General features: G+C 61.7%; 16 protein-coding genes. 8 read left to right on the plus strand and 8 right to left on the minus strand.

The genetic code is table 11. The annotated features are described in order from the left end of the window. Positions 1-99 precede the first annotated feature (99 nt). Both gcvH and Q0K07_RS08895 read left to right on the plus strand, forming a co-directional pair. Positions 100-495 (plus strand): glycine cleavage system protein GcvH, encoded by a 396-nt coding sequence (gcvH, locus tag Q0K07_RS08890; RefSeq protein ID WP_294558568.1) that lies wholly within the window; start codon positions 100-102, stop codon positions 493-495. A 171-nt stretch (positions 496-666) separates the two neighbouring features. Beyond that, complete coding sequence (locus tag Q0K07_RS08895) at positions 667-1,011, plus strand: multidrug efflux SMR transporter (RefSeq protein ID WP_294558570.1); 345 nt, start codon at positions 667-669, stop codon at positions 1,009-1,011. 50 nt (positions 1,012-1,061) lie between these two features. On the opposite strand, the gene Q0K07_RS08900 is transcribed toward Q0K07_RS08895, so the two are convergent. Then, complete coding sequence (locus Q0K07_RS08900; RefSeq protein WP_294558572.1) at positions 1,062-2,492, minus strand: sigma 54-interacting transcriptional regulator; 1,431 nt, start codon at positions 2,490-2,492, stop codon at positions 1,062-1,064. Between the two features lie 241 nt (positions 2,493-2,733). Between Q0K07_RS08900 and Q0K07_RS08905 the strand changes: the two genes are divergently transcribed. After that, complete coding sequence (locus Q0K07_RS08905; RefSeq protein ID WP_294558574.1) at positions 2,734-3,606, plus strand: GyrI-like domain-containing protein; 873 nt, start codon at positions 2,734-2,736, stop codon at positions 3,604-3,606. A 120-nt stretch (positions 3,607-3,726) separates the two neighbouring features. Here Q0K07_RS08905 and Q0K07_RS08910 read toward each other — a convergent pair whose 3' ends face one another. The 4 genes from Q0K07_RS08910 to Q0K07_RS08925 all read right to left on the minus strand — a co-directional run bounded on the left by Q0K07_RS08910 (position 3,727) and on the right by Q0K07_RS08925 (position 10,456). Further along, entirely contained in the window at positions 3,727-4,581 is an 855-nt protein-coding gene (locus tag Q0K07_RS08910; RefSeq protein ID WP_294558576.1) for an MBL fold metallo-hydrolase, read from the minus strand. A gap of 137 nt (positions 4,582-4,718) precedes the next feature. Beyond that, complete coding sequence (locus Q0K07_RS08915; RefSeq protein ID WP_294558577.1) at positions 4,719-6,626, minus strand: ATP-binding cassette domain-containing protein; 1,908 nt, start codon at positions 6,624-6,626, stop codon at positions 4,719-4,721. A gap of 172 nt (positions 6,627-6,798) precedes the next feature. After that, positions 6,799-9,453 carry a DNA polymerase I gene (polA, locus tag Q0K07_RS08920; protein WP_294558579.1) on the minus strand — a complete coding sequence of 885 codons (2,655 nt, stop codon included), beginning with the start codon at positions 9,451-9,453 and terminating at the stop codon, positions 6,799-6,801. A gap of 163 nt (positions 9,454-9,616) precedes the next feature. Beyond that, positions 9,617-10,456, minus strand: coding sequence for an aldo/keto reductase (locus tag Q0K07_RS08925; protein ID WP_294558581.1), 840 nt, complete (start codon positions 10,454-10,456; stop codon positions 9,617-9,619). Positions 10,457-10,861: 405 nt separating this feature from the next. On the opposite strand from Q0K07_RS08925, the gene Q0K07_RS08930 reads away from it, so the two are divergent. The 5 genes from Q0K07_RS08930 (at position 10,862) to Q0K07_RS08950 (ending at position 17,643) form a co-directional block, all read left to right on the plus strand. Next, positions 10,862-12,940 (plus strand): sodium-translocating pyrophosphatase, encoded by a 2,079-nt coding sequence (locus tag Q0K07_RS08930; RefSeq protein WP_294558583.1) that lies wholly within the window; start codon positions 10,862-10,864, stop codon positions 12,938-12,940. A gap of 190 nt (positions 12,941-13,130) precedes the next feature. Next, entirely contained in the window at positions 13,131-14,303 is a 1,173-nt protein-coding gene (locus tag Q0K07_RS08935; protein ID WP_294558585.1) for an MFS transporter, read from the plus strand. Between the two features lie 75 nt (positions 14,304-14,378). Continuing rightward, positions 14,379-14,837, plus strand: coding sequence for a nickel-responsive transcriptional regulator NikR (gene nikR / locus Q0K07_RS08940; protein ID WP_294558587.1), 459 nt, complete (start codon positions 14,379-14,381; stop codon positions 14,835-14,837). Positions 14,838-14,869: 32 nt separating this feature from the next. Next, positions 14,870-15,670 (plus strand): GTP cyclohydrolase FolE2, encoded by an 801-nt coding sequence (folE2, locus tag Q0K07_RS08945; protein WP_294558593.1) that lies wholly within the window; start codon positions 14,870-14,872, stop codon positions 15,668-15,670. A 440-nt stretch (positions 15,671-16,110) separates the two neighbouring features. Further along, positions 16,111-17,643 (plus strand): sodium/proline symporter, encoded by a 1,533-nt coding sequence (locus Q0K07_RS08950; RefSeq protein WP_294558588.1) that lies wholly within the window; start codon positions 16,111-16,113, stop codon positions 17,641-17,643. Positions 17,644-18,028: 385 nt separating this feature from the next. On the opposite strand, the gene Q0K07_RS08955 is transcribed toward Q0K07_RS08950, so the two are convergent. From Q0K07_RS08955 to Q0K07_RS08965, 3 genes are all read right to left on the minus strand, one after another. After that, a complete protein-coding gene (locus Q0K07_RS08955) occupies positions 18,029-19,237 on the minus strand; it encodes a M20/M25/M40 family metallo-hydrolase (protein ID WP_294558590.1) in 1,209 nt (402 codons plus the stop codon). 322 nt (positions 19,238-19,559) lie between these two features. Continuing rightward, positions 19,560-23,018, minus strand: a complete 3,459-nt coding sequence (locus tag Q0K07_RS08960) for a PEP/pyruvate-binding domain-containing protein (RefSeq protein ID WP_294558591.1) — start codon at positions 23,016-23,018, stop codon at positions 19,560-19,562. A gap of 57 nt (positions 23,019-23,075) precedes the next feature. After that, positions 23,076-23,621, minus strand: a 546-nt coding sequence (locus Q0K07_RS08965; protein WP_367178882.1) for a type I glyceraldehyde-3-phosphate dehydrogenase, incomplete at its 5' end; no start/stop codon positions are given.

Raw genomic sequence — 23,621 nt, forward strand, 5'->3', positions numbered from 1 at the left:
ACATCGCCCGCACCATCCATGCCCATCCCACCCTTGCCGAGGGCGTGATGGAATGCGCCGCCGGCATGGCGGAATAACAACGCACAAAGGAGAACTCCCATGTCCAGGACCGTTGCGGAACTCAATCTTCCCGCCAGCCTCAAGTACACCGACGAACATATCTGGGCCCGCGTGGAAGGCGATGAAATCGTCGTGGGCGTGAGCGACTACGCTCAGGATCAGCTCGGCGAAGTGGTCTATGTCGACCTTCCTTCCGAAGGCGACAGCTTCGGCGCAGGCGACGAATTCGGCGAAGTGGAATCCATCAAGTCCGTGAACAAGCTCTTCATGCCCGTGGCCGGTGAAGTCACCGCCGTGAACGAAGAACTTGCCGACACCCCCACCCTGCTCAACGTCTCCTGCTATGAAAAGGGCTGGCTCATCAAAGTGAAGCCCGAAGACATGGCCGCCGTGGACGCCCTCATGTCCGCCGACGCCTACAAGGCTGCGCTCTAGCAATTTCCTTTCCTGTACGGGGCCGCCCCTTGCGAAAGAGGCGGCCCTTTTCTATCTGCGCCCCATGGGAAGGGCCCGTACGTCCGTACCATGGAACGCCGGTTCCCGGGAGATCCGGTTCCGTTCCGGCCCCGCCTCTTCCACCTTCTCTGCTTCTTCAGGGAGACAGCCATGCGCGGCGCGCTCATCACCTACGGACTTCTGCTCACGGCCATTCTGTCCGAAACCTTCGCCACCTCCTGCCTGAACGCCTCAAAGCAGTTCACAAGGCCGGTGCCCACGCTGCTCTGCATCGCGGGCTATGTGCTTTCGTTCTACACCTTTTCCCATGTGCTCAAATCCATGCCCGTGGGCATTGCCTACGCCATCTGGTGCGCCCTCGGCATCGTGCTCATTTCCGCCGTGGGCGTCTTCTACTTCAGACAGCATCTGGATCTGCCCGCATACATAGGACTCGGGCTCATCATCGCAGGCGTGGTGGTCATCAACGCCTTTTCCGACGCCGTCAAGCACTGAGCCGCGCCCGGCAGAGGGCGCGCACAGGAGCATATTTTCGGAAAAACCGGTCAGGCGGAGGCGTTTTCTCCCCTGCCGCTCAGCCCCAGACGCTTCATTTTCCGCTGAAGCGTACGCACGTTGAGACCGAGGCGCTTTGCGGCCTCTCCCCTGTGCCAGCGGCAGGCTTCCAGTGTCTTGCGGATGAGCTTTTCCTCAAGCTGAAGCGTGGCCTCTTCCAAGGTCACGCCCTCCTCGGGTTCCGACGGCATGAGGGAGGAAACGTAGCGGGCGGCCTCACCGAGAGAATCCAGCGCGGCTTCCCCGAAGGCGGCATAACGGTCGAGAAAGTTGTAAAGCTCGCGGATATTGCCCGGCCACGGATAGCGTTCCATGGCAAGACGGACATTGAGGGGAATATCCATCTGAATGCCCCGCCGCTCCTGCCATGCGGCCGTGAGCAGGGGCAGATCCGCGAACCTCTCCCTGAGGGGCGGAATCGTAATGGCCAGAACATGCACGCGATAATAGAAATCCGCGCGCATCTTCTTTTCCCTCACCATTTTTCTCAGATCCTGGTTGGTGGCGGCCACCAGACGGAACGACGAGGTTTTCGGCGTATGACTGCCCACGGGCGTGTACATCTTGTTTTCCAGGGTGCGCAGAAGCTTCACCTGAAGATGCAGGGGCAGTTCGCCTATTTCATCAAGAAAGAGCGTTCCTCCGTCTGCGGCGGCAATGTACCCTTCCTTGCTGCCCGTGGCTCCGGTAAAGGCCCCCTTGGTGTGGCCGAAGAATTCGCTTTCCATGAGCGTTTCGGGAATGGCGCCGCAGTTCACGGGCACATAAGGCCCCTTCTTGCCGCTCAGGGCATGGATGGCCCGCGCGGCCACGTCCTTGCCCGCGCCTGTTTCCCCGTAAATGATGACGTTGGTGTCGGTTTCCGCCGCCTTCAGAATAAGCTCGTACACGCGGCGCATGCTCTCGCTCTGCCCCACAAGACCGCCGAGACCGAAAAGATTGGAGGAAGAGGCGCGGAACTGCCGGTTTTCCTCCCTGAGGCTCAGTTCCATGAACTTCTGTTCGCTCACGTCCATGATGAGGCCCTCAAGGTACCACAGCCCGTCGTCCGGCCCGTAGACGCCCTCGCCCTGGTCCCACACCCACTTGGTGACGTTGCCGGGCAGAAGCAGCCGGTACATGACCTGATACGGTTCGTGGGCCACCACCCTCTCGTAGATTTCCTGCCTCTGCCGCTGAAGATCGTCCGGGTGCGTCATGCGCTCGATGACGTTCTGATTCTCCCCGACCATGACGCTTGCGGAAATGCCCACCAGGCGCTCGCTGCCTTCACTCACGAACTCCAGCACATATTCAATATGCAGCCCGCCGTCGCTTTCCACGACCTTTTCCGCGCGGCAGCGGTACACCATGCCGGGAATATGCGCGAGAAGTCGATAATAACTCTCCTCCACCGTCGGAGCGAAATACGGCTGTTCCATCCTGATCTTCTCCTCTGCGGCCCGGAGTTTTTCCCAAGGCATATTCCGGCAGTTCATGGGATTATCCTCGGTTCTAAGCTGCCCCGCCCGGAGCGTCAAGCAGGGGGAACCTCTTTCCCTCATCTCCCCTCCGGAGGGCCCTGCCCCCGCCTCTGGAAAAAAACGCCCAAAAGCGTTATGAAACCTACGGGGTCCGCGCTCTTGTCCCGCGCCCCTCGTCCCCTCCCCGGAAGGATAGCCCATGCCGCGTAAGCAACAATACTCCATCGGAGAGCTGAGTCAGCTCTGCAACGTGTCCAAGAAGGCCCTGCGCTTTTACGACAAGATAGGTCTCATTTCCTCCCTGCGCCACGACTACAACAATTACCGGATGTACACGCACGACGAACTGCTGCTTGTGCCGGTGCTCAAATACTACAAGCAGATGGGCTTCAAGCTCGATGAGATGCGCAAGTTCATTTCCGGCAGAAACGGCAATGTCTACAGCGCCCTGCGCGCCGCCTTCGAGCAGAAGCTCGACGAACTCAGGAAGGCGCAGATAGAGCTCAGGCGCTGCGAGGAATCCGTGCGCGACTGGCAGGACCTCATCAGGGAGGCGGAAACGGTCATTGCCGAGGACGTGCGCGACGTGTCCGTGAAGTATGTGGAGAGCGCGCAGCTGCTCTTTCAGGAACAGCCCTTTGACGGCGACATCAAATCCGCCATCATCAACCTCGACTTCATGAACTATGTGGAAAAAACGAACAACGCCATCACCGGCCCCGTGTACATCCACTTTTCCAGCATGAAGGACAGGCTGGAAGGCAACGCCCAGAGCATACGCATCATGCAGCGCGTGCTCGAACCCGGCGGCAGCGGCGGCAGGGTGGAATTCGGGGGCTGCATGATGGCCTCCTGCTACCATGTGGGGCCGCAGGAAAACATAGGCAGCACCTACGCCCGTTTCATAAGCTGGATACGCCGCCACGGCTATACCATGGGCGAAGACTGCTATGAACGATACGTCACCGACTACTGGACCACCAGCAACAGCGACTGCCATGTCACGGAAATCATGGCCAGAGTGTCCCGCGGAAGCTCCGAACGCCATGAGGAGGAAAACGGCGCGTCCTGACGGGCCGGAGCGCATGTTCTCCGGCTGATTTTTCCCCTCCGCTTTCCGGACAGCCGGAATAACCCGTGCAGAAAGCAAAAAACGCTCTGCACGGCCCTGCCGCATGCGGCAGGGCGCGCCCTATTTCAGCACGCAGGGCTGCGTGAAGGGCACATGGGAACCGACGACGCTCCAGCCTTCCGCCCGTGCCCGTGCAAGAAGTTCCGCCCTCACGCGGGCAGCCTGTTCCGGGTCCATGTCGAAACTGGTGGACAGGGAGGGATCGGCCGTCTGCGCATCAAAGGCATGGAGCAGATCGCTCCAGAAGAAAAGCGTCCTTCCTCCGGCAGCAATGAGTATGCCCACATGACCGGGCATGTGTCCGGCCTCGTCCACGGCCTTCACACCGGGAAGAGACGCACATATGTCCTCTCCGGGCGCAAAGACGTGCACGCGCTCCCCGTAGAGGCGGCGGATGGCGGCCACGCTCCCGAAGGTCCGGGAAGAGACGCCTTCATGTCCGGGGTCCGACCAGTAGGCCAGTTCCTTTTCCGGAAAAAGCACGGTCGCCCGGGGAAAGGCCGGTCTGCCGTCCCGGATGAGTCCGCCCGTATGATCGCCATGCGCGTGGGTGATGATGACGTGCGTCACGTCCTCCGGCCCGAGTCCCACCGCACCGAGGGCAGCATCCAGCTCCCCGGCCGTCCAGTCAAAGCCCGTATCCACCAGCGCCACGGTTTCCCCGCGGCGCAGAAGCAGCACGTTCAGCCTGTTGCGCACCTTTCCGTCAGGATAGAAACGCGCCACCGCGGCCTTCTGCTCATCGGTGTCTGCCCGGAGAATGGCCGCATCCAGATCCTTTTCCACAAGGGAAATGACCCGGGCCTTCACCTCTCCCAGAGTGCTTTCATGAAACGGAACCTCTTTCCCCCACGCGGTACCTGCTGTTGCAACCATGATCAAGACTCCCAGAAGCTGAACGATACATCCTTTCATACGGCCTCCTGAAACATCCGTCCTTCCCCTGACGGGGCGGAAGAGCGCGGAAAAGACTCCCGCTTTTCAAGGTAGCGCAAAGCCGCCCCGCCAGACGGAGCGGCCTTTCTCAGCGGCAGGGCACAGGCCCTTTTTCGCTATATCTCAAGTTCCGCGAGCCTTGCCTCTATTTCGTCGCTTCGTTCCAGAAGGGCGAGCTGCTCTTCCTCCACTTTGGGCAGGCGGGCTATCATGGCGTTGAAGGCTTCCGGATCGCGGCTGAAGAGATCGGGATCCGCCAGATCCTTTTCCAGCTTCTTCTGCTCCTTCTCCAGTGCTTCCAGCCTTGCGGGCAGTTCCGCCTGTTCCTTCTGCAGGGCCTCCTGCTCGCGCTGTTCCTTGTAGGAAAGACGGCGCTTTCTGGGGGCGTTCTCCTTCCATGTTTCCCGGGAGGAGGAAGCAGGCTTTTTGTCCTCCGGCCTGCCGCGCTGACGCAGCCAGTCGGTATAGCCGCCCACATATTCACGCACCCTGCCGTCGCCCTCAAGGGCTATGGTGCCGGTCACCAGCTCATCGAGGAAGGCGCGGTCGTGGCTGACCACGATGACGGTGCCCTTGTAGGAGGAAAGCATTTCCTCCAGAAGTTCCAGCGTTTCCGCATCCAGATCGTTGGTGGGTTCGTCGAGCACCAGCAGATTGGAAGGCCGCGTGAAAAGCTTTGCCAGCAGAAGACGGTTGCGCTCCCCACCGGAAAGAAGGCCCACGGGCGTTCTCAGCCTGTCGGGACCGAAAAGAAAATCCTGAAGATAGCTTGCCACATGGCGGGGTTCGCCGTTGATGGTCACTCTGTCGTTGCCTTCGGCCACGTTGTCCATCACGCTCTTTTCATCATCCAGAGAATCGCGCAGCTGATCGAAATAGGCGATTTCCAGTCCCGTGCCGAGGCGTACCGTGCCGGAGGTGGGAGGCAGTTCCCCGAGAAGCACGCGCAGAAACGTGGTCTTGCCCGCGCCGTTGTCGCCGATGAGTCCTATCTTGTCGCCGCGCTGGATGATGAGGGAAGCCCCCTCGAACACCTTGTAGCCGTCCGGCCAGGTGAAGGAGACATCCTTCATCTCCGCCACCAGCCTGCCCGACTTTTCCGCCTCCTGCACGTTGAGCGTGGCCGTGCCCATGCGCTCCCTGCGGGCGGCGCGCTCCTCGCGCATTTTCATCAGTTCGCGCACGCGGCCCATGTTGCGGGTGCGGCGGGCCTTGATGCCCTGCCGTATCCACACTTCCTCCTGGGCAAGCTTCTTGTCGAATACCGCGTTCTGCATCTCTTCCGCGTGCAGGCGCTCCTCTCTCCGCTCCAGGAAGGTATCGAAATTGCAGGCATAGCTGTAGAGCTTCGCCCGGTCCAGTTCCACCATGCGCGTGGCCAGGCGGCGCACAAAGGCCTTGTCGTGGCTGATGAACACCAATGTGCGGGCCTGCCGCGCCAGATATTCTTCCAGCCAGCTGATGGTGCTGATGTCCAGATGGTTCGTAGGTTCGTCGAGCAGCAGCACATCCGAGGCGATGAGCGCGCGGGCAAGCGCCACACGGCGGCGCGTTCCGCCGGAAAGGGTGGAGAAATCCGCCTCGGGATCAAGCCCCAGGCTGTTGATGACGCCGAGAACCTCGCCGTGGCGCTCCCACACTTCACCGTGTTCCATGACCATGTCCGCTTCCCGGGCAAGGTCCGGCGGAAGCAGGTCGCGCCTGTCGGAAGCAATGAGATGGGCCGCCGCCAGGAGGTGCCCCTCCCGGCCCAGCGCGTCCGCCGTCACCCCGAACACGAAGCCGCGCCAGTTCTCGGGCACGGCCTGCTGCACATAGCCGATGCGCAGGCCGGGTTCCTCATGCCGCTCCCCGGCATCCAGCGACAGACGCCCGGCAAGCACCGAAAGCAGGGAGGATTTGCCCACGCCGTTGCGGCCCACGATGCAGAGCCTGTCGCCCTGCTCCACATAGATTTCGGTATGATCCAGAAGCTGTTTGCTGCCCAGCGTGAGGCAGGCGTTCTGCAGGGAAAGAAGAGCCATGATATTCTCGTCTGTTGCGGGCAGATGCCCATGATTGCGAAACTGCGTTCCCCTTCCGGCGCGGTGATGCTGCCGGGAGGGTCATGCGCGCCCTTCAGGCAGGGCACGCGCCGCCCGGCGGTTCCGCGGAGCCATGTCTCCTAAGCCGGATGCCGCCGGAGCAGAAAGAGGCCTAGTGCGCCTCGCCCCAGTTATGGCCCACTCCCGCATCCGCCACAAGAGGCACATGGAGCGTGATGCCCCAGGCCGACGTGTCGGTCATGAGCGCGGCAAGGCGCGCGGCCACGGCCTGGGCCTCCCCTTCGGGGGCCTCCACAATGAGTTCGTCGTGAATCTGAAGCAGCAGGCGCGCCTTCCTGCGCCGAAGTTCCGCATCGTTATGCACCGCCAGCATGGCAAACTTGATGAGATCGGCCGCAGAACCCTGAATGAGGGTGTTCACCGCCTGCCTCTCGGCAAGGGCGCGGGCCTGCCCGCTCTGGGAAACGATGTTGGGCAGCGGACGGCGGCGGCCCGAAAGCGTGGTCACATACCCGTTTCTGCGCGCCTCCGCCTCCACGCCGTCGAAAAACTCCTTGATATGCGAAAAACGCGTGAAATAGCGTTCAATAAACATACGCGCTTCGGAAAGGGGAATACCCAGATCCTGCCCGAGCTTGCTCGGGCCCATGCCGTAGATGAGGCCGAAGTTGATGGTCTTGGCCTTGCGGCGTTCATCCGGCCCTATCTGCGAGGGGTCCACATCGTGCAGAAGCGCGGCCGTGCGGGTATGGATGTCCTCCCCGTTGCGGAAGGCGGAAAGAAGGGTCGGGTCCTGGGAATAATGCGCAAGCACCCTCAGCTCCACCTGCGAATAGTCGGCGGAAACAAGGCTCATGCCCGGCCCTGCGGTAAAGCAGGTACGCATGCGCCGCCCCAGATCGCCGCGGACGGGAATGTTCTGCAGATTGGGATTGCTGGAGGAAAGTCTGCCCGTGGCCGTGGCCGTCTGATTGAAGGTGGTGTGGATGCGGCTGTCCGGCCCGGCAAGACGGGGCAGCGGTTCCAGATAGGTGGAACGCATCTTTTCCAGCTTGCGGAATTCCAGCAGCGCATCCACCACGGGATGCTTGCCGGAAAGCTTTTCCAGCACGGCCTGCGAGGTGGAGGCCTGCCCGCCCTTGGTGGACTTTGCCGCGGCAAGGCCCAGTCGCTTGAAGAGCACTTCGCCTATCTGCTGGGCGGAACGGATATTGAACTCACATCCCGCCTCCTTGTAGATGCGTGCCGTGAGCTCGTCGAGTTCCCGCTGCACCTCGTCGAGAAAAGCCTTCAGGGCGTTTCTGTCAATGGTGATGCCCGCGTCCTCCATGGAGGCAAGCACGGGGATGAGGGGCATTTCCATCTCCCTGAGCAGGCGGAGAAGCCCGTCGCGCTCAAGGCGCTTCACCATGTCGTCATAAAGGGAGAGGGCAAGGGTGGCGGGCCGCTCCATGGGCAGGCCGCTTTTTTCCGCATGGCGGGCCGAAAGGCTGGGCCAGCTGTAATCCCTGTCTTCCGGAGCCAGAAGGTAGGCCGCAAGGCCGAGATCGAAGCAGCGCGCGGCAGGGAGCGTGCCGAAGGCCCTGTGGGTGTGCAGAAGGCGCTTCATGTCCGGCGTCACCAGAAGGGAGGAGTCGGCCGCCCAGGCCGCCAGTGCCCGACTGTCGCCGGAAAAGAGCGTTTCCTTCACGCCCGAGGGCGTGCGCACGGCCACGCAGAAGCCCTGCGTCTGGAAACCGCGCACCACGGGCGCGGCGGTGACGGCCACATCCCTGCCCGCACAGGCGGGAAGGGCCGAAGCGTCGGAAGCGCTTTCCATGGCGGGCACGGCGGGTTCGACATCAAAAAGCGAAAGCTGCCGCGAAGCCCTGGCCCCCTGTGCCGGGGCCTCCTCCTCATCGCCGGAGGCGGTCACAATGCCCTGACGGACAAGGCTGTCCAGTTCCCGCAGCAGAAAATTCATTTCAAATTCCCGCAGGAAGGTGCGCGCCTCCGCCTTGTTCAAAGGCTGCACGGCAAGCTCTTCCAGCGTATGGGAACAGCAGTCCGTATGGAGCCTCGTCAGCTCGCGGTAGAGGAACATGGCCTCCTCGTTGCCTTCCAGCTTCCTGCGTATGGCGGGCGGCACCTCGGCCATGCGGTCGCGCACGTCCTCAAGGCTTCTGAAGTCGCGGAACAGCTTTTCCGCCGTCTTCTCGCCTATGCCCTTCACGCCGGGCACGTTGTCGGCAGTGTCGCCTATGAGGGCCTGCACGTCCGGCCACTGGGAAGGCTCAAGCCCCGTCTCCCTGCGGAAGGATTCCAGCGTGATGATCTTCTCTTCCCGGGAGGCAGGGTCCCACATGACCACACCCGGGGCAAGGCACTGACGAAGGTCCTTGTCCATGCCGATGATGACCACGGGCCGCTCCTTCGCATAGCGGGCCACAAGGCTTGCGATGCAGTCGTCGGCCTCGCAGCCTTCGGACACGATGACCTTCATGCCCAGGGCGCGCACCATGTTCTGCAGAGGCTCTATCTGCGCGATGAGCTCTTCCGGAGGCGTGGGCCTGTTGGCCTTGTAGGCCGGAAATATCTCATGCCTGAAATGCCTGCCGTGCCCGTCCATGACAAAGACGAAATGACCGGGCCGCTCCTCCCTCAGAAGCTTGAGCAGCACCCGGCCCACGATGTGCAGCGCGCCCGTGGGGAAGCCGTCGGAACGCGACATGCCCGCGTTGGCGAAATATCCCCGGAACAGAAAGGCGTTGCCGTCCATCACATAAAGGGGTTCCCCGGAAAGGCCGAGGCGCTCTTTCAATGACATCTCATTCTCCTGCATGGAAGTTCCGGCTGAAGCCCGCAAGAGGCTCTGCCCGTTGTGCGCCCGAAGGCCGGGCAAAGCCCGGGGCGCATCGCCACCGCACCGGTCCTTCCGGTGCAGAACGGCCTGCCGCGCCTTCCCCCCGGAAGGCGCGGCCTTCAAAAAACTAGAAGTCCACCGTGTCGGGGTCGGAGCAGAGCCACATGGGCTCAAGCGCGTCGATGGCCTTCATGTCCTTTTCGTCAAGCGTGCCCTCTTCGCGGAGATTCTCCTTCATGCGGGAAGGATCCGAGGCCTTGGGCAGGGCCAGCACGCCGTGGCCGCGCAGCCAGGCAAAGCACACCTGCGCCGTCGTCATGCCCGTTCTCTGCGCCGTTTCCTGAATGACGGGATTGTCGAGCACGGCCCTGCGCCCCAGAGGACTCCATGCCTCGACCACGATGCCGTGTTCGCGGCAGTATGCCAGCACCTCAAGCTGCGGCCAGCCGGGATGGCATTCTATCTGATTCACCATGGGGCGGATGCGCGCGGTCTTCATCAGATCCTCAAGATGATGGGGCAAAAAATTGCTCACCCCTATGGCCCGCACCCTGCCTTCCTCATAAAGATCTTCCAGCGCGCGCCACGTTTCCGCGTTGATGGCCTCCGCCCTGTCGCCGAACTGCTTTCTGTTGGCGGGCCAGTGTATCATGTACAGGTCAAGATATTCCAGCCCCAGCCTTTCCAGCGACGCGGCAAAGGCGGCCTTCGTGCGTTCGTAGCCGCGGTCCGTATTCCATACCTTGCTGGCAATGAACACATCCCCGCGCGCAATGCCGCTTTTCCGCAGGGCCTCGCCAAGCCCTTCCTCGCTCCCGTACAGGGAGGCGGTGTCGAAATGCCGGTAGCCCGCCTCAAGGGCGCGCAGCACCGTGTTGCAGACCTCCCCTTCCTGTATCTTGCAGGTGCCGAAGCCCGGATGGGGCACGACGACGCCGTTATGAAGCACGAACTTTCTCGTATCCATGGCTGATCCTCATCAATGTTTCCGCCGTACCGCGGCTCCGCGACTCCCGGCGCAGCACGCCGGAAAGCCGCTTCTCTCATACCTGCGCCGTGCCCGCACGGGACATGCGGACGCTTTTCAAAAATCACCCTCCGGGCGGCACACAGGCCGCACAACAGTGCCGGGACACGGTAAAAACGTGCACCCCGGGGCCTTGTGAAGGGACAGAAGCTTCTGTTTTCCTGTACCTTCAAGAGAAAAAAAAGTCCATGCGTCCTTTCACCTGCCGGGGAGGCAAGGCTTGTCATCCACAGGGAATTCCTATATCGTAATTGTTCCTTAAATTACAGGGAGTCCCGGGCAGGCATGCCTGTCCGTCCAATGTTTTGGGTTTTTCCACTTTCAGCTTACCTGTCGGGGGTATGTATGACGTTCTTTTCTCTGGTCATCGTCTTTGCGTGTGCGGCCTTTGCGCTTTACTACGCGTTCAGGACGTCCAAAAACATCCTCGCCGCCTCCACCGGCAATGAGGATATGCAGAGGATTGCAGGTGCCATTCAGGAAGGCGCTCAGGCCTATCTGAAGCGCCAGTACCGCACCATCGCCATCGTGGGCATCGTGGTTGCCGTGCTTCTCCTGTTCACCATGTCCTTCCTCACCGCCCTGGGCTTCGTGATCGGCGCCGTGCTTTCCGGCCTGGCCGGCTTCATCGGCATGAACGTGTCCGTGCGCGCCAACGTGCGCACCGCCGCGGCCGCGGAAAAGGGCATGGTTCCCGCGCTGAACATCTCCTTCCAGTCCGGTGCCATCACCGGCATGCTGGTGGTGGGGCTCGGCCTGCTCGGCGTTTCCGTGTACTACGCCATCCTTTCCATCTTCGGCGTGGCCACCGAACAGACCATGCAGGCTCTGGTCGCCCTCTCCTTCGGCGCCTCCCTCATCTCCATCTTCGCCCGTCTCGGCGGCGGCATCTTCACCAAGGGTGCCGACGTGGGCGCCGACCTCGTGGGCAAGGTGGAAGCCGGCATTCCTGAAGACGACCCCCGCAACCCCGCCGTCATTTCCGACAACGTGGGCGACAACGTGGGCGACTGCGCCGGCATGGCCGCCGACCTGTTTGAAACCTACGCCGTCACCGTGGTGGCCACCATGCTGCTTGCCTCCATCTTCTTCGACGGCGCGCTTCAGACCAAGATGATGATGTTCCCGCTGCTCATCAGCGGCGTGTGCATCGTGGCCTCCGTGGCCGGCACCTTCTTCGTGAAGCTCGGTTCCGACGGCAACATCATGCGCGCCCTGTACAAGGGCCTCATCGCCACCGCCGTGCTCTCCGCCGTGCTCATCGCCATCATCACCATGTTCGTGTTCTGGGGCGAAGGCGACATGTCCATCCAGGGCATCAGCTTCAGCGGCTTCAGCCTGCTTCTGTGCTGCCTCACCGGCCTCATCGTCACCGGCCTCATCGTTCTCATCACCGAATACTACACCTCCACCGACTACCGCCCCGTGCGCAGCATTTCCAAGGCGTCCACCACGGGCCACGCCACCAACGTGATCCAGGGCCTCGCCGTTTCCATGGAAGCCTGCGCCGCTCCCGTGATCGTCATCTGCGCCGGCATTCTCTTTGCCTACAGCCAGGCCGGCCTGTTCGGCATTTCCCTTGCCGCCACCACCATGCTGGCTCTCGCCGGCATGATCGTCGCCCTTGACGCCTACGGCCCCGTGACCGACAACGCCGGCGGCATCGCCGAAATGTCCGGCATGCCCGAAGACATCCGTGAAATCACCGATGCTCTGGACGCCGTGGGCAACACCACCAAGGCCGTCACCAAGGGCTATGCCATCGGTTCCGCCGCCCTCGCCGCTCTGGTGCTCTTCGCTTCCTATACCGAAGACCTGAGCCGCTACTTCCCCAACCTCGACGTGACCTTCGCCCTGCAGGATCCCTATGTGCTGGTCGGCCTGTTCATCGGCGGCCTGCTCCCCTACCTGTTCGGCTCCATGAGCATGAAGGCCGTGGGCCGCGCCGGCGCCGCCGTGGTGGTGGAAGTGCGCCGTCAGTTCCACAACATCCCCGGCATCATGGAAGGCAAGGCCAAGCCTGATTACAGCGCCTGCGTGGACATGCTCACCAAGTCCGCCATCAAGGAAATGATCCTGCCCTCCCTGCTGCCCGTGCTTGCTCCCGTGGTCGTGTACTATGTGATCAAGCTCTTCGGCGGTCAGTCCGCCGCCTTCGCCGCCCTGGGCGCCATGCTCATGGGCACCATCGTCACCGGTCTTTTCGTGGCCATTTCCATGACTTCCGGCGGCGGCGCGTGGGACAACGCCAAGAAGTACATTGAAGAAGGCAACTTCGGCGGCAAGGGTTCCGAAGCCCACAAGGCTGCCGTGACCGGCGACACCGTGGGCGACCCCTACAAGGATACCGCCGGCCCCGCCGTCAACCCCATGATCAAGATCATCAACATCGTTGCGCTGCTTCTGCTGCAGGCCCTCGCCTGACAGCCGGGGGGGCGGACCTTCCGCCCCCGCATCGCGCACCTTTCCGAAAGCCGCGGCCCGTCCGCGGCTTTCTGCTTGCACGGCCCGGCCATGCGCCGCCATGCCCCGGCTCCCCCGGCGCCCTCACGACGCTGACCGGAGCCTTCCCCGGAAGGGCCGTAAAAGGCGCCTCAACCTGCAAGGAACTCACATGAAAGCCATTGTTTCCAACGTGTCGGGCAACACCCGCATGTACCTCTTCCTTTTTCTGCTCACTCTGGGCAGTACGCTGGGGCTTCAGGGCTCGTCGCTGCTCTACACCAACTACGCCGTGGAAGTAGGCGGCTTTTCCGCCGCGGACAACGGCCTTGTGGTCGCCCTTCGCGAGGTGCCGGGCTTTCTGTGCTTCCTTGTGGTTCCGCTCATGCTTGTCATGCGCGAACACAGGCTCTGCGTGCTTTCCGTCATCATCTGCGGGGCGGGCACGGCCGTCATCGGCCTGTTCAGCTCCTTCTGGGGCATTGCGGGCGCAGTGTTCGTCATGTCGGCGGGCTATCACTTCTTCGAGACCATCAACCAGTCCCTCATGATACAGTATTACGACCTTGCGACCACGCCCGTGGTCATGGGGCGCATGCGCGGACTGGCCGCGGGGGGAAGCCTTGCGGTATCGCTCATGGTCTTTTTCTGTGCGGGCCTCACGTCCTACGAAACCATGTTCGCCGTCACGGGCGTGGTGGTCATGGGCCTCGGCGCGGCCTGCCTCTTTTTCGATCCTTCCAGCCCCAAGGTGGTGCCCCAGAAAAAAGGCATGGTCTTCTGCTCCAGATACTGGCTCTTCTACGCCCTCACGCTGCTCATGGGCGGGCGCAGGCAGATATTCACCGTGTTTTCCCTGTTCCTGCTTGTGGAAAAATTCGGCTTTTCCGTGCGCGCCGTGGCCGTGCTCTACATGGTGAACTACGCCGTCAACTGGTTCTTCAATCCGCTCATCGGCCGCATCATCAACCGCATCGGCGAAAGACGGCTGCTCTCCATAGAATATACTTCCGCCTTCTTCATCTTTCTCTGCTACGCCTGGACCGACAGTCCCTGGCTTGCCGGGGCCATGTACGTTCTCGACAGCCTCACCTTCAACTTCGCCATCGCGGTACGCACCTTCTTCCAGAAGATCGCCGATCCTGCGGACGTGGCTCCCAGCATGGGGCTTGCCCAGACCATCAACCACATTGCCGCGGTCATCATTCCTCCGCTCGGCGGCTGGCTGTGGGTGCGCTTCGGCTATCAGCTCCCCTTCTACTGCGGCATGGCGCTCACGGTGATTTCCCTGCTGCTCATCCAGTGCATGGACAGGGAAATAGCCAGAGCCGGAAAGCGGGCATGAGGCAGGAAACGGCGGCACTTGAGCGTAAGGCCCCGCTGGTGTACGCTGAGGCAGTTTTTTTCAACAGGAGAACACATGAGCGGACTGGTACGTTTTGGAGTGTCGCTGGAGCGCGAGCTGCTCACGGCCTTCGACAGCCACAGCGAGCGCAAGGGCTTTGCCAACCGTTCCGAAGCGCTGCGCCACTGCATACGGCGGGAGCTTTCGGAAGAAATCGTCTCCGATCCCGACGCGCCGGTGGCGGGCGTGCTGACGCTGGTGTACGACCATCACGACAACGACCTTCCCGGCCGCCTCACCTCCCTTCAGCATGAGGCCCATGCCATGGTAATCGCCACCATGCACGTTCACCTGGACGAACATCACTGTCTGGAAACCATGGCCCTGCGAGGCCCTGCCGCCGCCGTGAGCGAACTTGCCGGCAGGCTCCGTTCCTCGCGCGGGGTTCTGCAAAGCTCGTGCTCCCTCATCGCCATCGAGGCCGCTCCCGAGCGCCACATCTTCCATGACCATGAACACAAGGAGCACGCATGACAAAAGCAGCACCCGCCGGATGCGAACACACGCTGACGGACGTACAGAGCAGCCCTTCCAGCGTGGCGCTGGACATCGACCGCGTGGGCGTGAAGAACGTGGAACTGCCCCTGGTGGTCAAAGACCGCGACAAAGGCCGCCAGCACACCGTGGCCTCCGTGGACATGGGCGTGGACCTTCCCGCGGCGTTCAAGGGAACGCACATGAGCCGCTTCCTGGAAGCGCTGGAAAACTGGCGTGAAGCCAGTGCCGAAGAGCTGGATTACGCTTCCATGAAGCGCCTGCTTTCCGACGTGCTCACGCGCCTGCACGCAAGGCGCGCCTACGCCAGGTTCAGCTTTCCCTATTTCCGCATGCGCAAGGCCCCGGTTTCGGGCCGTACCGCGCCGGTGCGCTACCTCTGCCACCTGACCGGAGAACTGGAGGAAGGCCGGGAGGGCCCGCGCTTTCTGCTGGAACTTGAGGTGCCCGTCACCACGGTATGCCCCTGTTCCAAGGCCATCAGCCGGGCCGGAGCCCACGGGCAGCGCGCCGTGGTGCGCATGGCCCTGCGCATGAGCCGCTTTGAATGGCTGGAAGGCTTCATCGACATTGCCGAAGCCTCGGGTTCCGCGCCCATCCATACCCTGCTCAAAAGACCGGATGAAAAATTCGTCACCGAACAGGCCTACGACAACGCCCTGTTCGTGGAGGACGTGGTGCGCAACGTGGCCGCGAAGCTGGAAAGCCACACGCATGTGACCTGGTTTTCCGTGGAAGTGGAAAGCGAGGAATCCATTCACGGCCACAACGCCTTCGCCAGCATAGAGCGTTCCCTCACCGCAGGAAAATAACAATTCTGTCACGCGCCCTCTGCCGGAGCCTTGAGATCCATGCCCGGCATCCGTGATGATATGCCTGTATTCCGCCATGTTGCGCAACGCATGTGCAACATGCAGGCATGACGCGCCCCGTGAAACTTTTTGATTTTATTTTTTTGAAAAACGACGTATGTTTCCCCAAGGGAATATACCCGCAACCTTTCCGCAAGGAATATGTCATGAACACCTCTCACGCCCCAAAGTCAGCCGGTGACGGTCTGATCCCGCCATGGACAAGCCGGCATACTGAAGCGTTTCCGGGAACGTGCGCAGGCTGAAAGAACGCCGCACCCTTTTCCGAAACGCCGGGGCGTTTCCATAGCCGGCCGCACACGGCCTTTCCGGAAAACAGCCCGCAAGGCTCCGGTTTCCCCGGATTTTTATGAAATTTCCTCTGCTTTCGAGAAGATATCGTGAACGACCATCAGATATTCGTTTATATCGCCATCGGCATCTACCTGGTTCTCATGCTCTATATCGGGCTTCTCTGCGCCAAGCGCAACAACAACGCCCATGAATACTATCTGGGCGGCCGCAAGATGGGCCCCATCGTCACCGCCATGAGTGCGGAAGCCTCCGACATGTCCTCCTGGCTGCTCATGGGCCTTCCGGGGCTCGCGCTGTTCACCGGCATCGCCGAACCGGCGTGGACGGCCATAGGGCTCGCCATCGGCACCTATCTGAACTGGCTCATCGTGGCAAGGCGGCTGCGCGTGTACAGTGAAAAGATACACGCCATCACCATTCCCGACTTCTTCGCCCGCCGCTTCCGCGACACAAGCAGCCTGCTTGTGGGCATTTCCGCCCTGGTCATCGTGGTGTTCTTCATTCCCTACACCGCCGCCGGTTTCGCTTCCTGCGGCAAGCTCTTCTCCACCCTGTGCGGACTCGACTATGTGACCGGCATGCTCATCGGCACCGTGGTCATCGCGGGCTACACCATCCTGGGCGGCTTCCTCGCCGCCTCCATGACCGACCTTGTGCAGTCCATCATCATGACGCTTGCGCTCTTCATCATTGTGGCCTTCGGCATTCACGTCGCCGGCGGCTGGGATGCCGTGAAGAACGCCGCCACCCTGGAAGGCTACATCAGCCTCACCCACGCCACCAACGTGGTGACCCACGCCATTTCGGAATACAACACCCTCACCATCTTCTCCACCCTGGCCTGGGGCCTCGGCTACTTCGGCATGCCCCACATCCTGCTGCGCTTCATGGCCATACGCCATGAGGACGAAATCGCCATCTCCCGCCGCATCGGTTCCACCTGGGTGGTCATAGCCATGGGCTGCGCCATCTTCATCGGCGTCATCGGCTACGCCATGATTCAGGCCGGCGCCCTCGAAGCCTATCAGACCGGCTCCGCCGCGGAAACCATCATCATCAAGATCAGCGGCCTGCTCAGCACCTACGGCGTCATTCCCGCCTTCATGGCCGGGCTCGTGCTCGCGGGCATTCTGGCCAGCACCATGTCCACGGCTTCCGGCCAGCTTCTGGCCGCCGCCTCCAGCGTGTCGGAAAACCTCTTCAAGGGCGTGTTCGGCATCAAGATGACGGACAGGTTCACCATGATTTCGGCGCGCGGCACCGTGCTGCTCATTTCCATCATCGGCACCCTCATCGCCTGCGACCCGGAAAGCTCCATCTTCCAGATCGTCTCCTTCGCATGGGCGGGCTTCGGCGCCTCCTTCGGCCCGGTCATGCTCTTCGCCCTGTTCTGGAAGCGCTGCAACCGCTGGGGCGCGCTCTCCGGCATGGCGGCTGGCGGCATCATGGTCTTTGCCTGGAAGTACCTCATCAAGCCCATGGGCGGCGTGTGGGGCATCTATGAACTTCTGCCCGCCTTCCTCGTGGCCTGCGCCGCCATCGTGGTGGTCAGCCTCCTGACCGGCGAACCGGAAAAGGAAATTCAGGACGAATTCGACGCCGTCAACGCCGCGAAGTAATCCCGTTTCCCCTGTGATGCAGAAGGCCGCCGGACAAGCATCCGACGGCCTTTTCTTCTGCCCTCCCGCCGGGGACTCTCTTCCCGTCGGAAGGCGGATTCTTTTCCGATGCTCTGCCCCGGCCCCCCCAAAAAAAAACGCTTTTTCCTGCCCTGCCGCGCAGGTGCGGGTATTTCCCGCGCGGGCCGTCCGGAATGCAGCACATCAGCCCTCCGCGCAGGTGCGGGCTATTCTCTGCAGCGTCCGCTTCCCTTCCGCTTCCGGCGGCACAGAAAGGCTGCACCTGCCCCATGCCTGCACGCTTCACTCCCCGCCCGGAAGCACCGCAGCACAAAAAAAGCCGCATGCAGCACGCACGCGGCTTTTTCTACCCACGAAGAAACGGCTATTTCGCGCCAAGAGGCACGGTGTTGCCCCGGCAGGTTTCCTGAATCAGGCGGGCCAGCAGATAAAGCCTGTCCGGCGCGGGCTTGACAGAGGAATACTCATTCTTCTGATGGGGATTGGCATTGCTGATACCCAGGCCTTCAAGGGTGGGAACCTTCTGAGAAATCCAGTTGGCGTCGGAGCTTGCAGGAACATGCGTCTTGACCAGCTTCCGGCCCAGTTCCGCATAGATGCTCTCCGCCGCATCGGCCAGAATGGCCGTGGATTTGCTGTACTCAAACGGAGGCTTGCCCACGCTGAAGGCCACTTCGGCGGTGCAGCCTTTGTCCGTCACCCGGGAAGCCCGTTCCAGAAGCTCGTTCTTCACTCTTTCAAATTCTCCGAGGCTGGCCGCGCGTATGTCCATGTGCGCCGTAGCCAGGTCGGGAACCACATTGTTGTTGGTGCCGAAACTGCCCATGGTCCAGGTGCAGTCGGTACGCTTTTCCTTGTCGGAAAGGTCGAGCATGGTGTTCATCAGCCGTACCATCTCCACGCCGGCGTTATGCCCGAGATGAGGCCTGCCGGAATGCGCGCGCTTGCCTTTGACCGTCAGCACGGCGTCACCGCCGCCGCGGCAGCTGATGGCAACGCTTTCTCCGTCGCTGCCGCCGCCTTCCGTGGAAAACGCCACGTCATGCTTTTCCGCCTCCCGGAGAAGCTGCTCCAGAGCGCCTTCGCTTCCCAGTTCCTCATCCGCGTTGAGGAAAAGCGTGATGACATCAAAGTCGTCGTACTTCATCTGCCTGAGCATGCGCAGCAGGGTGACGCTTCCCGCCACACCGCTCTGCGTGTCCCCGGCGCCCGGCCCGTACATTCTGCCCTCTTCCATGCGGAAGGGACGCGCCGCGGCCTCACCGGCAGGCCACACGGTGTCGTAGTGGCTGCACAGCAGTATTCTGGCCTTTCCCTTGCCGTGAATGCGCGCAATGATGTTGTAGGTGCCCTTTCTGTCTCCCGCCGCTTCCAGCGTCTCGACCTCGGCCCCGGCCTTTTTCAGATAATCGACAAGAAAGTCCTTTTTCCGGTTGAGTCCCGCCTTATCATTGGAACCGGAATCTATATTGATGATGGATTTGAAAAGTTCCACATATTCAGGAACAGCATTCTGACAGGTCTTGTACTGTTCCTCATCTTTTGCCTGCGCACCATAGGCAGGAACAGCCATGGCCATACTCAGCAGAGCAGCAGCAAAACATTTCGCCTTCATCCCATACCTCCGAAGAATGATATAAGAAAAACAATAAAAAACATGAGAAAAATCTTTTTTAAAGATTATTCACATGTCAGATGTATAGGAAAATAACATTCCGTCAAGGCGTATACTTCTTTTTTCTGTTCAAAAATATCCTGAAGATATATGATGAAATGCCACACCATACGCAAAGACCGGCCCCACGGGGGATGGGGGGCCGGTCTTCAAGATCGGCGGGACACGCCGGTATCCCGCCTTCTGCAAAGGGAACGGCCCCGAGGGGCCGCCCTGTTTCTTACTCTGCGGCGAACTTTTCGCGCTGCAGCCTGAGGGCCTCGGCCTGTTCCTCCCAGCTGGCGAAACCGGCCTGCTGGAGAGCGTCGAACACCGTGGCGTCCCAGTCCCAGGCGGCATAGGTCACAGGCTTGTGGAAGGTGCGGCGGAATTCCGCAAGCTTCTGGCGTGCATCGTGTTCAAAGGGCGTGCTGAAGCAGGCGGAGAGTTCCTTGTGCAGGCGGCCCACTTCCTCATCGTACCAGGTGCGGAACTCCTTCACATCCGTAATCTTCGCGGCTTCCACATAGCCGTGCTTTTCCAGCAGGGCGCGCAATTTGGCGGTGTGCTGACGGCCGAGCCACGCGCCGAGGCCGGAGCTGGGTATATTCTCCGCTTCCACGGCCGCAAAGTCGGCCTTGGTGCGCATGTAGGTATCGGGCACCACGGAGGCGGAAACAATGCCCGCAATGGCCACCATGCCGCGCAGAATGGCGCTGTTGGCCACGCCCTGTCCGCAGAAGCCCACCTTCTTGCAGAACTTCTGACCGGTGAAGATGGTGGTCAGGATGGCCCAGATGACGGCGGGGTCCTCCTCGTCGTAGATGTGCGTAAGTTCCGCATTGTCTCTGTCGGTGGCAAGCACCATCTGCGTCATGTCGTTGGAGCCGATGGAGAAGCCGTCGAACTCGCTGATGAACTGGCGCGCCAGAATGGCGTTGGAGGGCAGTTCCGACATGAGCAGGATCTTGAGTCCGTCCTCACCGCTCTTCAGGCCGTGCACGTCGGCCAGATAGGAACGCATGGAGCGGGCCTGTTCCAGCGTACGCACGAAGGGCAGCATGAGCATGAGGTTGGTACCGCCGTACAGGGTGCGGGCGCGCTTGAAGGCTTCGATTTCCCAGTCGTGTATGTCGCGGGAAACGCCGCGATAGCCGAGCATGGGGTTGTCTTCGTTGTGCTCGAACAGGCAGCCGCCCAGAAGATTGCGGTACTCGTTACTCTTGAAGTCCGTGGTGCGGTACACGATATCCTTGCCGTAGAAGGCCATGGCAAACAGCGCAAGGTTGCGGCCCAGGGTACGGATGTAGTGATCGCGTCCGCTCACATGGCCGTTGGTCACGATGAGCTGTTCTATCTTTTCAGGAATACTGCGCACTTCCTCGATTTCCTTGCCGAGGCGCGTGCGGGCGGCCACGCTGCGGCGGATGGCGCCTATGCGTACCAGCACTTCCTGTACCAGAGGCTTCTTGGAGGCGGCGGCCATGGCGGCCTTCACCTCTTCCTCCGTCACGGAGGAGCCGGGCTCGTCCGCGCCCATGACCACGCGGATATGCGTGCGCAGATCGTCGGAAGTCTGCAGAAGTTCACGGTTCATTTCGGCGCGCTGCATGTATTCCGCCATGAGTGCTTCCGCGCGGGGCACGCTGGAGGTGTTGGCGTAGAGCGAGGCCATGTCCATGAGCTGCACGACGTAGGGCTTGAGCTGCACTTCGGCAAAGGGCGCGTGCACCTGGCCCACGGCTATCTGCTCGGAGACGCGGCGGCTGACCTGATCTTCCAGTTCCGCAAGGCGGCGTTCCACAAAGCCTTCCAGGGTGCCGTTGTCATAGGCTTCCAGGGCGGCGGGATGCGCGCCTATGTTGCCCAGCATGAATTCCGCACGCAGCAGCCCCACCTCAAAGTCGGGCACGCTGCGCAGGCGGGAAAGGAACAGGGCCTGATTCACGTCGGCCAGCACTATGCCCACATGGGTGCGCGTTCTGGGCAGTTTGGCGATATCGAGTTCCCCGCCCACGTCGCACAGGGGCAGAAGACCGCGGTACACAAGGCCGCGCGTGCCGTCCACGGTGACGGGCATGCCGTCCATGGCGCGCATGGCAAGGGGATTCTGCACGCCGATGACGGCGGCAATGCCCAGTTCGCGGGAGCTGATGGCCGCATGGCTGGTGTCGCCGCCCACGTTGGCGATGATGGCCGAAGCCACGCGCATGCCGGGCACCATGTCGGGATCGGTGCGTTCCGCCGCGAGAATGTCTCCGGGATGAATGCGGTTGAGTTCCAGCGCGGAACGCAGGAAACGCACCGTGCCCTGTCCGGCGCCGCGGGAAGCGCCGTTGCCGGAAAGAAGCACCTCGCCCTTGGCCGCGGCTTCGGGCAGCACTTCCTTGCGGCGCATGAAAATGGTGTGGGGATGTTCGTCGAGTTCCGCATTCCAGCGCGTTTCCGGGCGGGCCTGCACGAACCAGAGGCGCTGCTTGTCGTCGATGCAGAATTCGGTATCCATGATGATGCCGCCGTAGGCGCGGCTGATGGCGCGCACGCCCTGGGCCACCTCGATGGGCTGGTTTTCACCGAGCGCCCACTGATTCACCTCTGCGGCGGGAACGGCCTCGATGTGCGTGCCACCGCCTTCCTCGTTGTACACCATGCGCACGGTCTTGCGGCCCATGAAGCGCAGAACCACGTCGGTGCCATCGTCGCGCTGGAACACATAGAACTTGTCGGGCGTCACCATGCCGCCCACGATGGATTCACCGAGTCCGTAGCTGGAATCTATGCTCACAAGGTCGTTGCGCGAGGTGCCGCGGCAGCCCGTGGCCGTATCGGCGGAAAAGGCGGTGCCGGCCACCACGGGACGGATCATGCGCATGATGCACACGGAAAGGGCCGTATTCTCAATGGCCCATTCCTTGCGGGCCGCTTCCGCGATGGAAGGATCGCCTTCCTTCTCGGCATGGGCCACGGCGTCGAGAATGGCCTCGCGCCGGTAGGTCATGGAACGCAGATTGTAGGCGGAGGCGCAGTCCCAGAGATAGGCTTCGGCCACGGCGTCTTCGCCGGTGATGTTCAGGAAGGTGTCCTGCAGACCGGCAAAGGCCTTCTTGCGGGAGTCCTCACCGGCGGCGGAGGAACGCACCGCCACGGGAAATTCCCCTTCTCCGGCTTCGTCGCACATGTCGCGGTAGGCGCGGCGCACGGCTTCATCCACTTCGGCGGGGAGATTGATGGACAGAATGGCGGCCTGCACCAGCATGGAACGGCGGCGCAGCTGGTCGATGTTCTCGCGCGATTCCGCAAAGCCGTGCACCACCTGATTCACGAAGTCGCGCAGGCAGGTGCTCGCACTCTTGCCCACGCCGCGTTCCCGCACCTCGGCGGCGACGCGACGCACGAAATTGCCGAAGAATCCGTGATCGGAAGCCACGGCCGGAGCGGACCAGTCCACTTCCGCCAGCGCGGAATCCACCACTTCATAGACAAGGGAGGCGTTCACGCGGCTTTCATCAAGCACCACATGAAAAGCCGTGGCGGGAATGGCGCGGAACTGCGGCGTGCGTATGCCCTCCACGCGGCTGATGAGGGCGGTGTTGTAGTTCTTGCCGCCCACCAGCATTTCCGCCGGTTCACCCATGCGCACAATATCCGCACCGGTCATGATGAAACGGGAGCCAGTTTCGTTGATCGTATCCATGCTCATAAAAGCCTCTCGGTTTTTTCCGGGGAAAGTTCTGTTCCAGATGACGCCGCTTCGCCGCTACGCTTCCAGATGGGAAGCCACAAGGCGTATCAGACGGCCGAGCTGATGGGTGAAGCCGGATTCATTGTCGTACCAGACCACGATCTTCAGCATGGTCTTGTTCATGACCGTGGTGAAGGAGGAATCCACGGTGCCGCCGTGGGTGTCGCCCACATAGTCGATGGAAACCAGAGGCTCGTCGCAGTAGCCGAGGGCCTCGTAAAGCCATGTTTCGGAAGCATACTTGAGCGCGGCGTTCACTTCCTGCGCGGTCACTTCCGTCTTGAGCTCACAGGTGAAGTCCACAAGAGAAACGTCGGGCGTGGGAACGCGCAGGGCGCCGCCGTTGAGCAGGCCGTTGAGTTCGGGAATGATGAGTCCCACGGCGGCGGCTGCGCCGGTGGTGGTGGGAATGATGGAAAGACCGGCCGCGCGGCCGCGGCGCAGATCCTTCTGCGTGCCGTCGAGCAGGCGCTGACTCATGGTATAGGAATGAATGGTGGTCATGAGGCCGTGCAGGATGCCGAATTCATTGTGCAGCACCTTGACGGCGGGGGCGAGGCA

It is taken from the genome of uncultured Mailhella sp. (assembly GCF_944324615.1).
Classification (GTDB): Bacteria; Desulfobacterota; Desulfovibrionia; order Desulfovibrionales; family Desulfovibrionaceae; genus Mailhella.

Excerpts from the sequence above, each read along its gene's own strand:
- nikR (WP_294558587.1), top strand. The coding sequence starts at position 14,379 with ATGAGCGGACTGGTACGTTTTGGAGTGTCGCTGGAGCGCGAGCTGCTC.
- Q0K07_RS08925 (WP_294558581.1), bottom strand. The coding sequence starts at position 10,456 with ATGGATACGAGAAAGTTCGTGCTTCATAACGGCGTCGTCGTGCCCCAT.
- polA (WP_294558579.1), bottom strand. The coding sequence starts at position 9,453 with ATGTCATTGAAAGAGCGCCTCGGCCTTTCCGGGGAACCCCTTTATGTG.
- Q0K07_RS08935 (WP_294558585.1), top strand. The coding sequence starts at position 13,131 with ATGAAAGCCATTGTTTCCAACGTGTCGGGCAACACCCGCATGTACCTC.
- Q0K07_RS08915 (WP_294558577.1), bottom strand. The coding sequence starts at position 6,626 with ATGGCTCTTCTTTCCCTGCAGAACGCCTGCCTCACGCTGGGCAGCAAA.
- Q0K07_RS08955 (WP_294558590.1), bottom strand. The coding sequence starts at position 19,237 with ATGGCTGTTCCTGCCTATGGTGCGCAGGCAAAAGATGAGGAACAGTAC.
- Q0K07_RS08900 (WP_294558572.1), bottom strand. The coding sequence starts at position 2,492 with ATGGAACAGCCGTATTTCGCTCCGACGGTGGAGGAGAGTTATTATCGA.
- Q0K07_RS08905 (WP_294558574.1), top strand. The coding sequence starts at position 2,734 with ATGCCGCGTAAGCAACAATACTCCATCGGAGAGCTGAGTCAGCTCTGC.
- gcvH (WP_294558568.1), top strand. The coding sequence starts at position 100 with ATGTCCAGGACCGTTGCGGAACTCAATCTTCCCGCCAGCCTCAAGTAC.
- Q0K07_RS08930 (WP_294558583.1), top strand. The coding sequence starts at position 10,862 with ATGACGTTCTTTTCTCTGGTCATCGTCTTTGCGTGTGCGGCCTTTGCG.
- Q0K07_RS08960 (WP_294558591.1), bottom strand. The coding sequence starts at position 23,018 with ATGAGCATGGATACGATCAACGAAACTGGCTCCCGTTTCATCATGACC.
- Q0K07_RS08895 (WP_294558570.1), top strand. The coding sequence starts at position 667 with ATGCGCGGCGCGCTCATCACCTACGGACTTCTGCTCACGGCCATTCTG.
- Q0K07_RS08910 (WP_294558576.1), bottom strand. The coding sequence starts at position 4,581 with ATGAAAGGATGTATCGTTCAGCTTCTGGGAGTCTTGATCATGGTTGCA.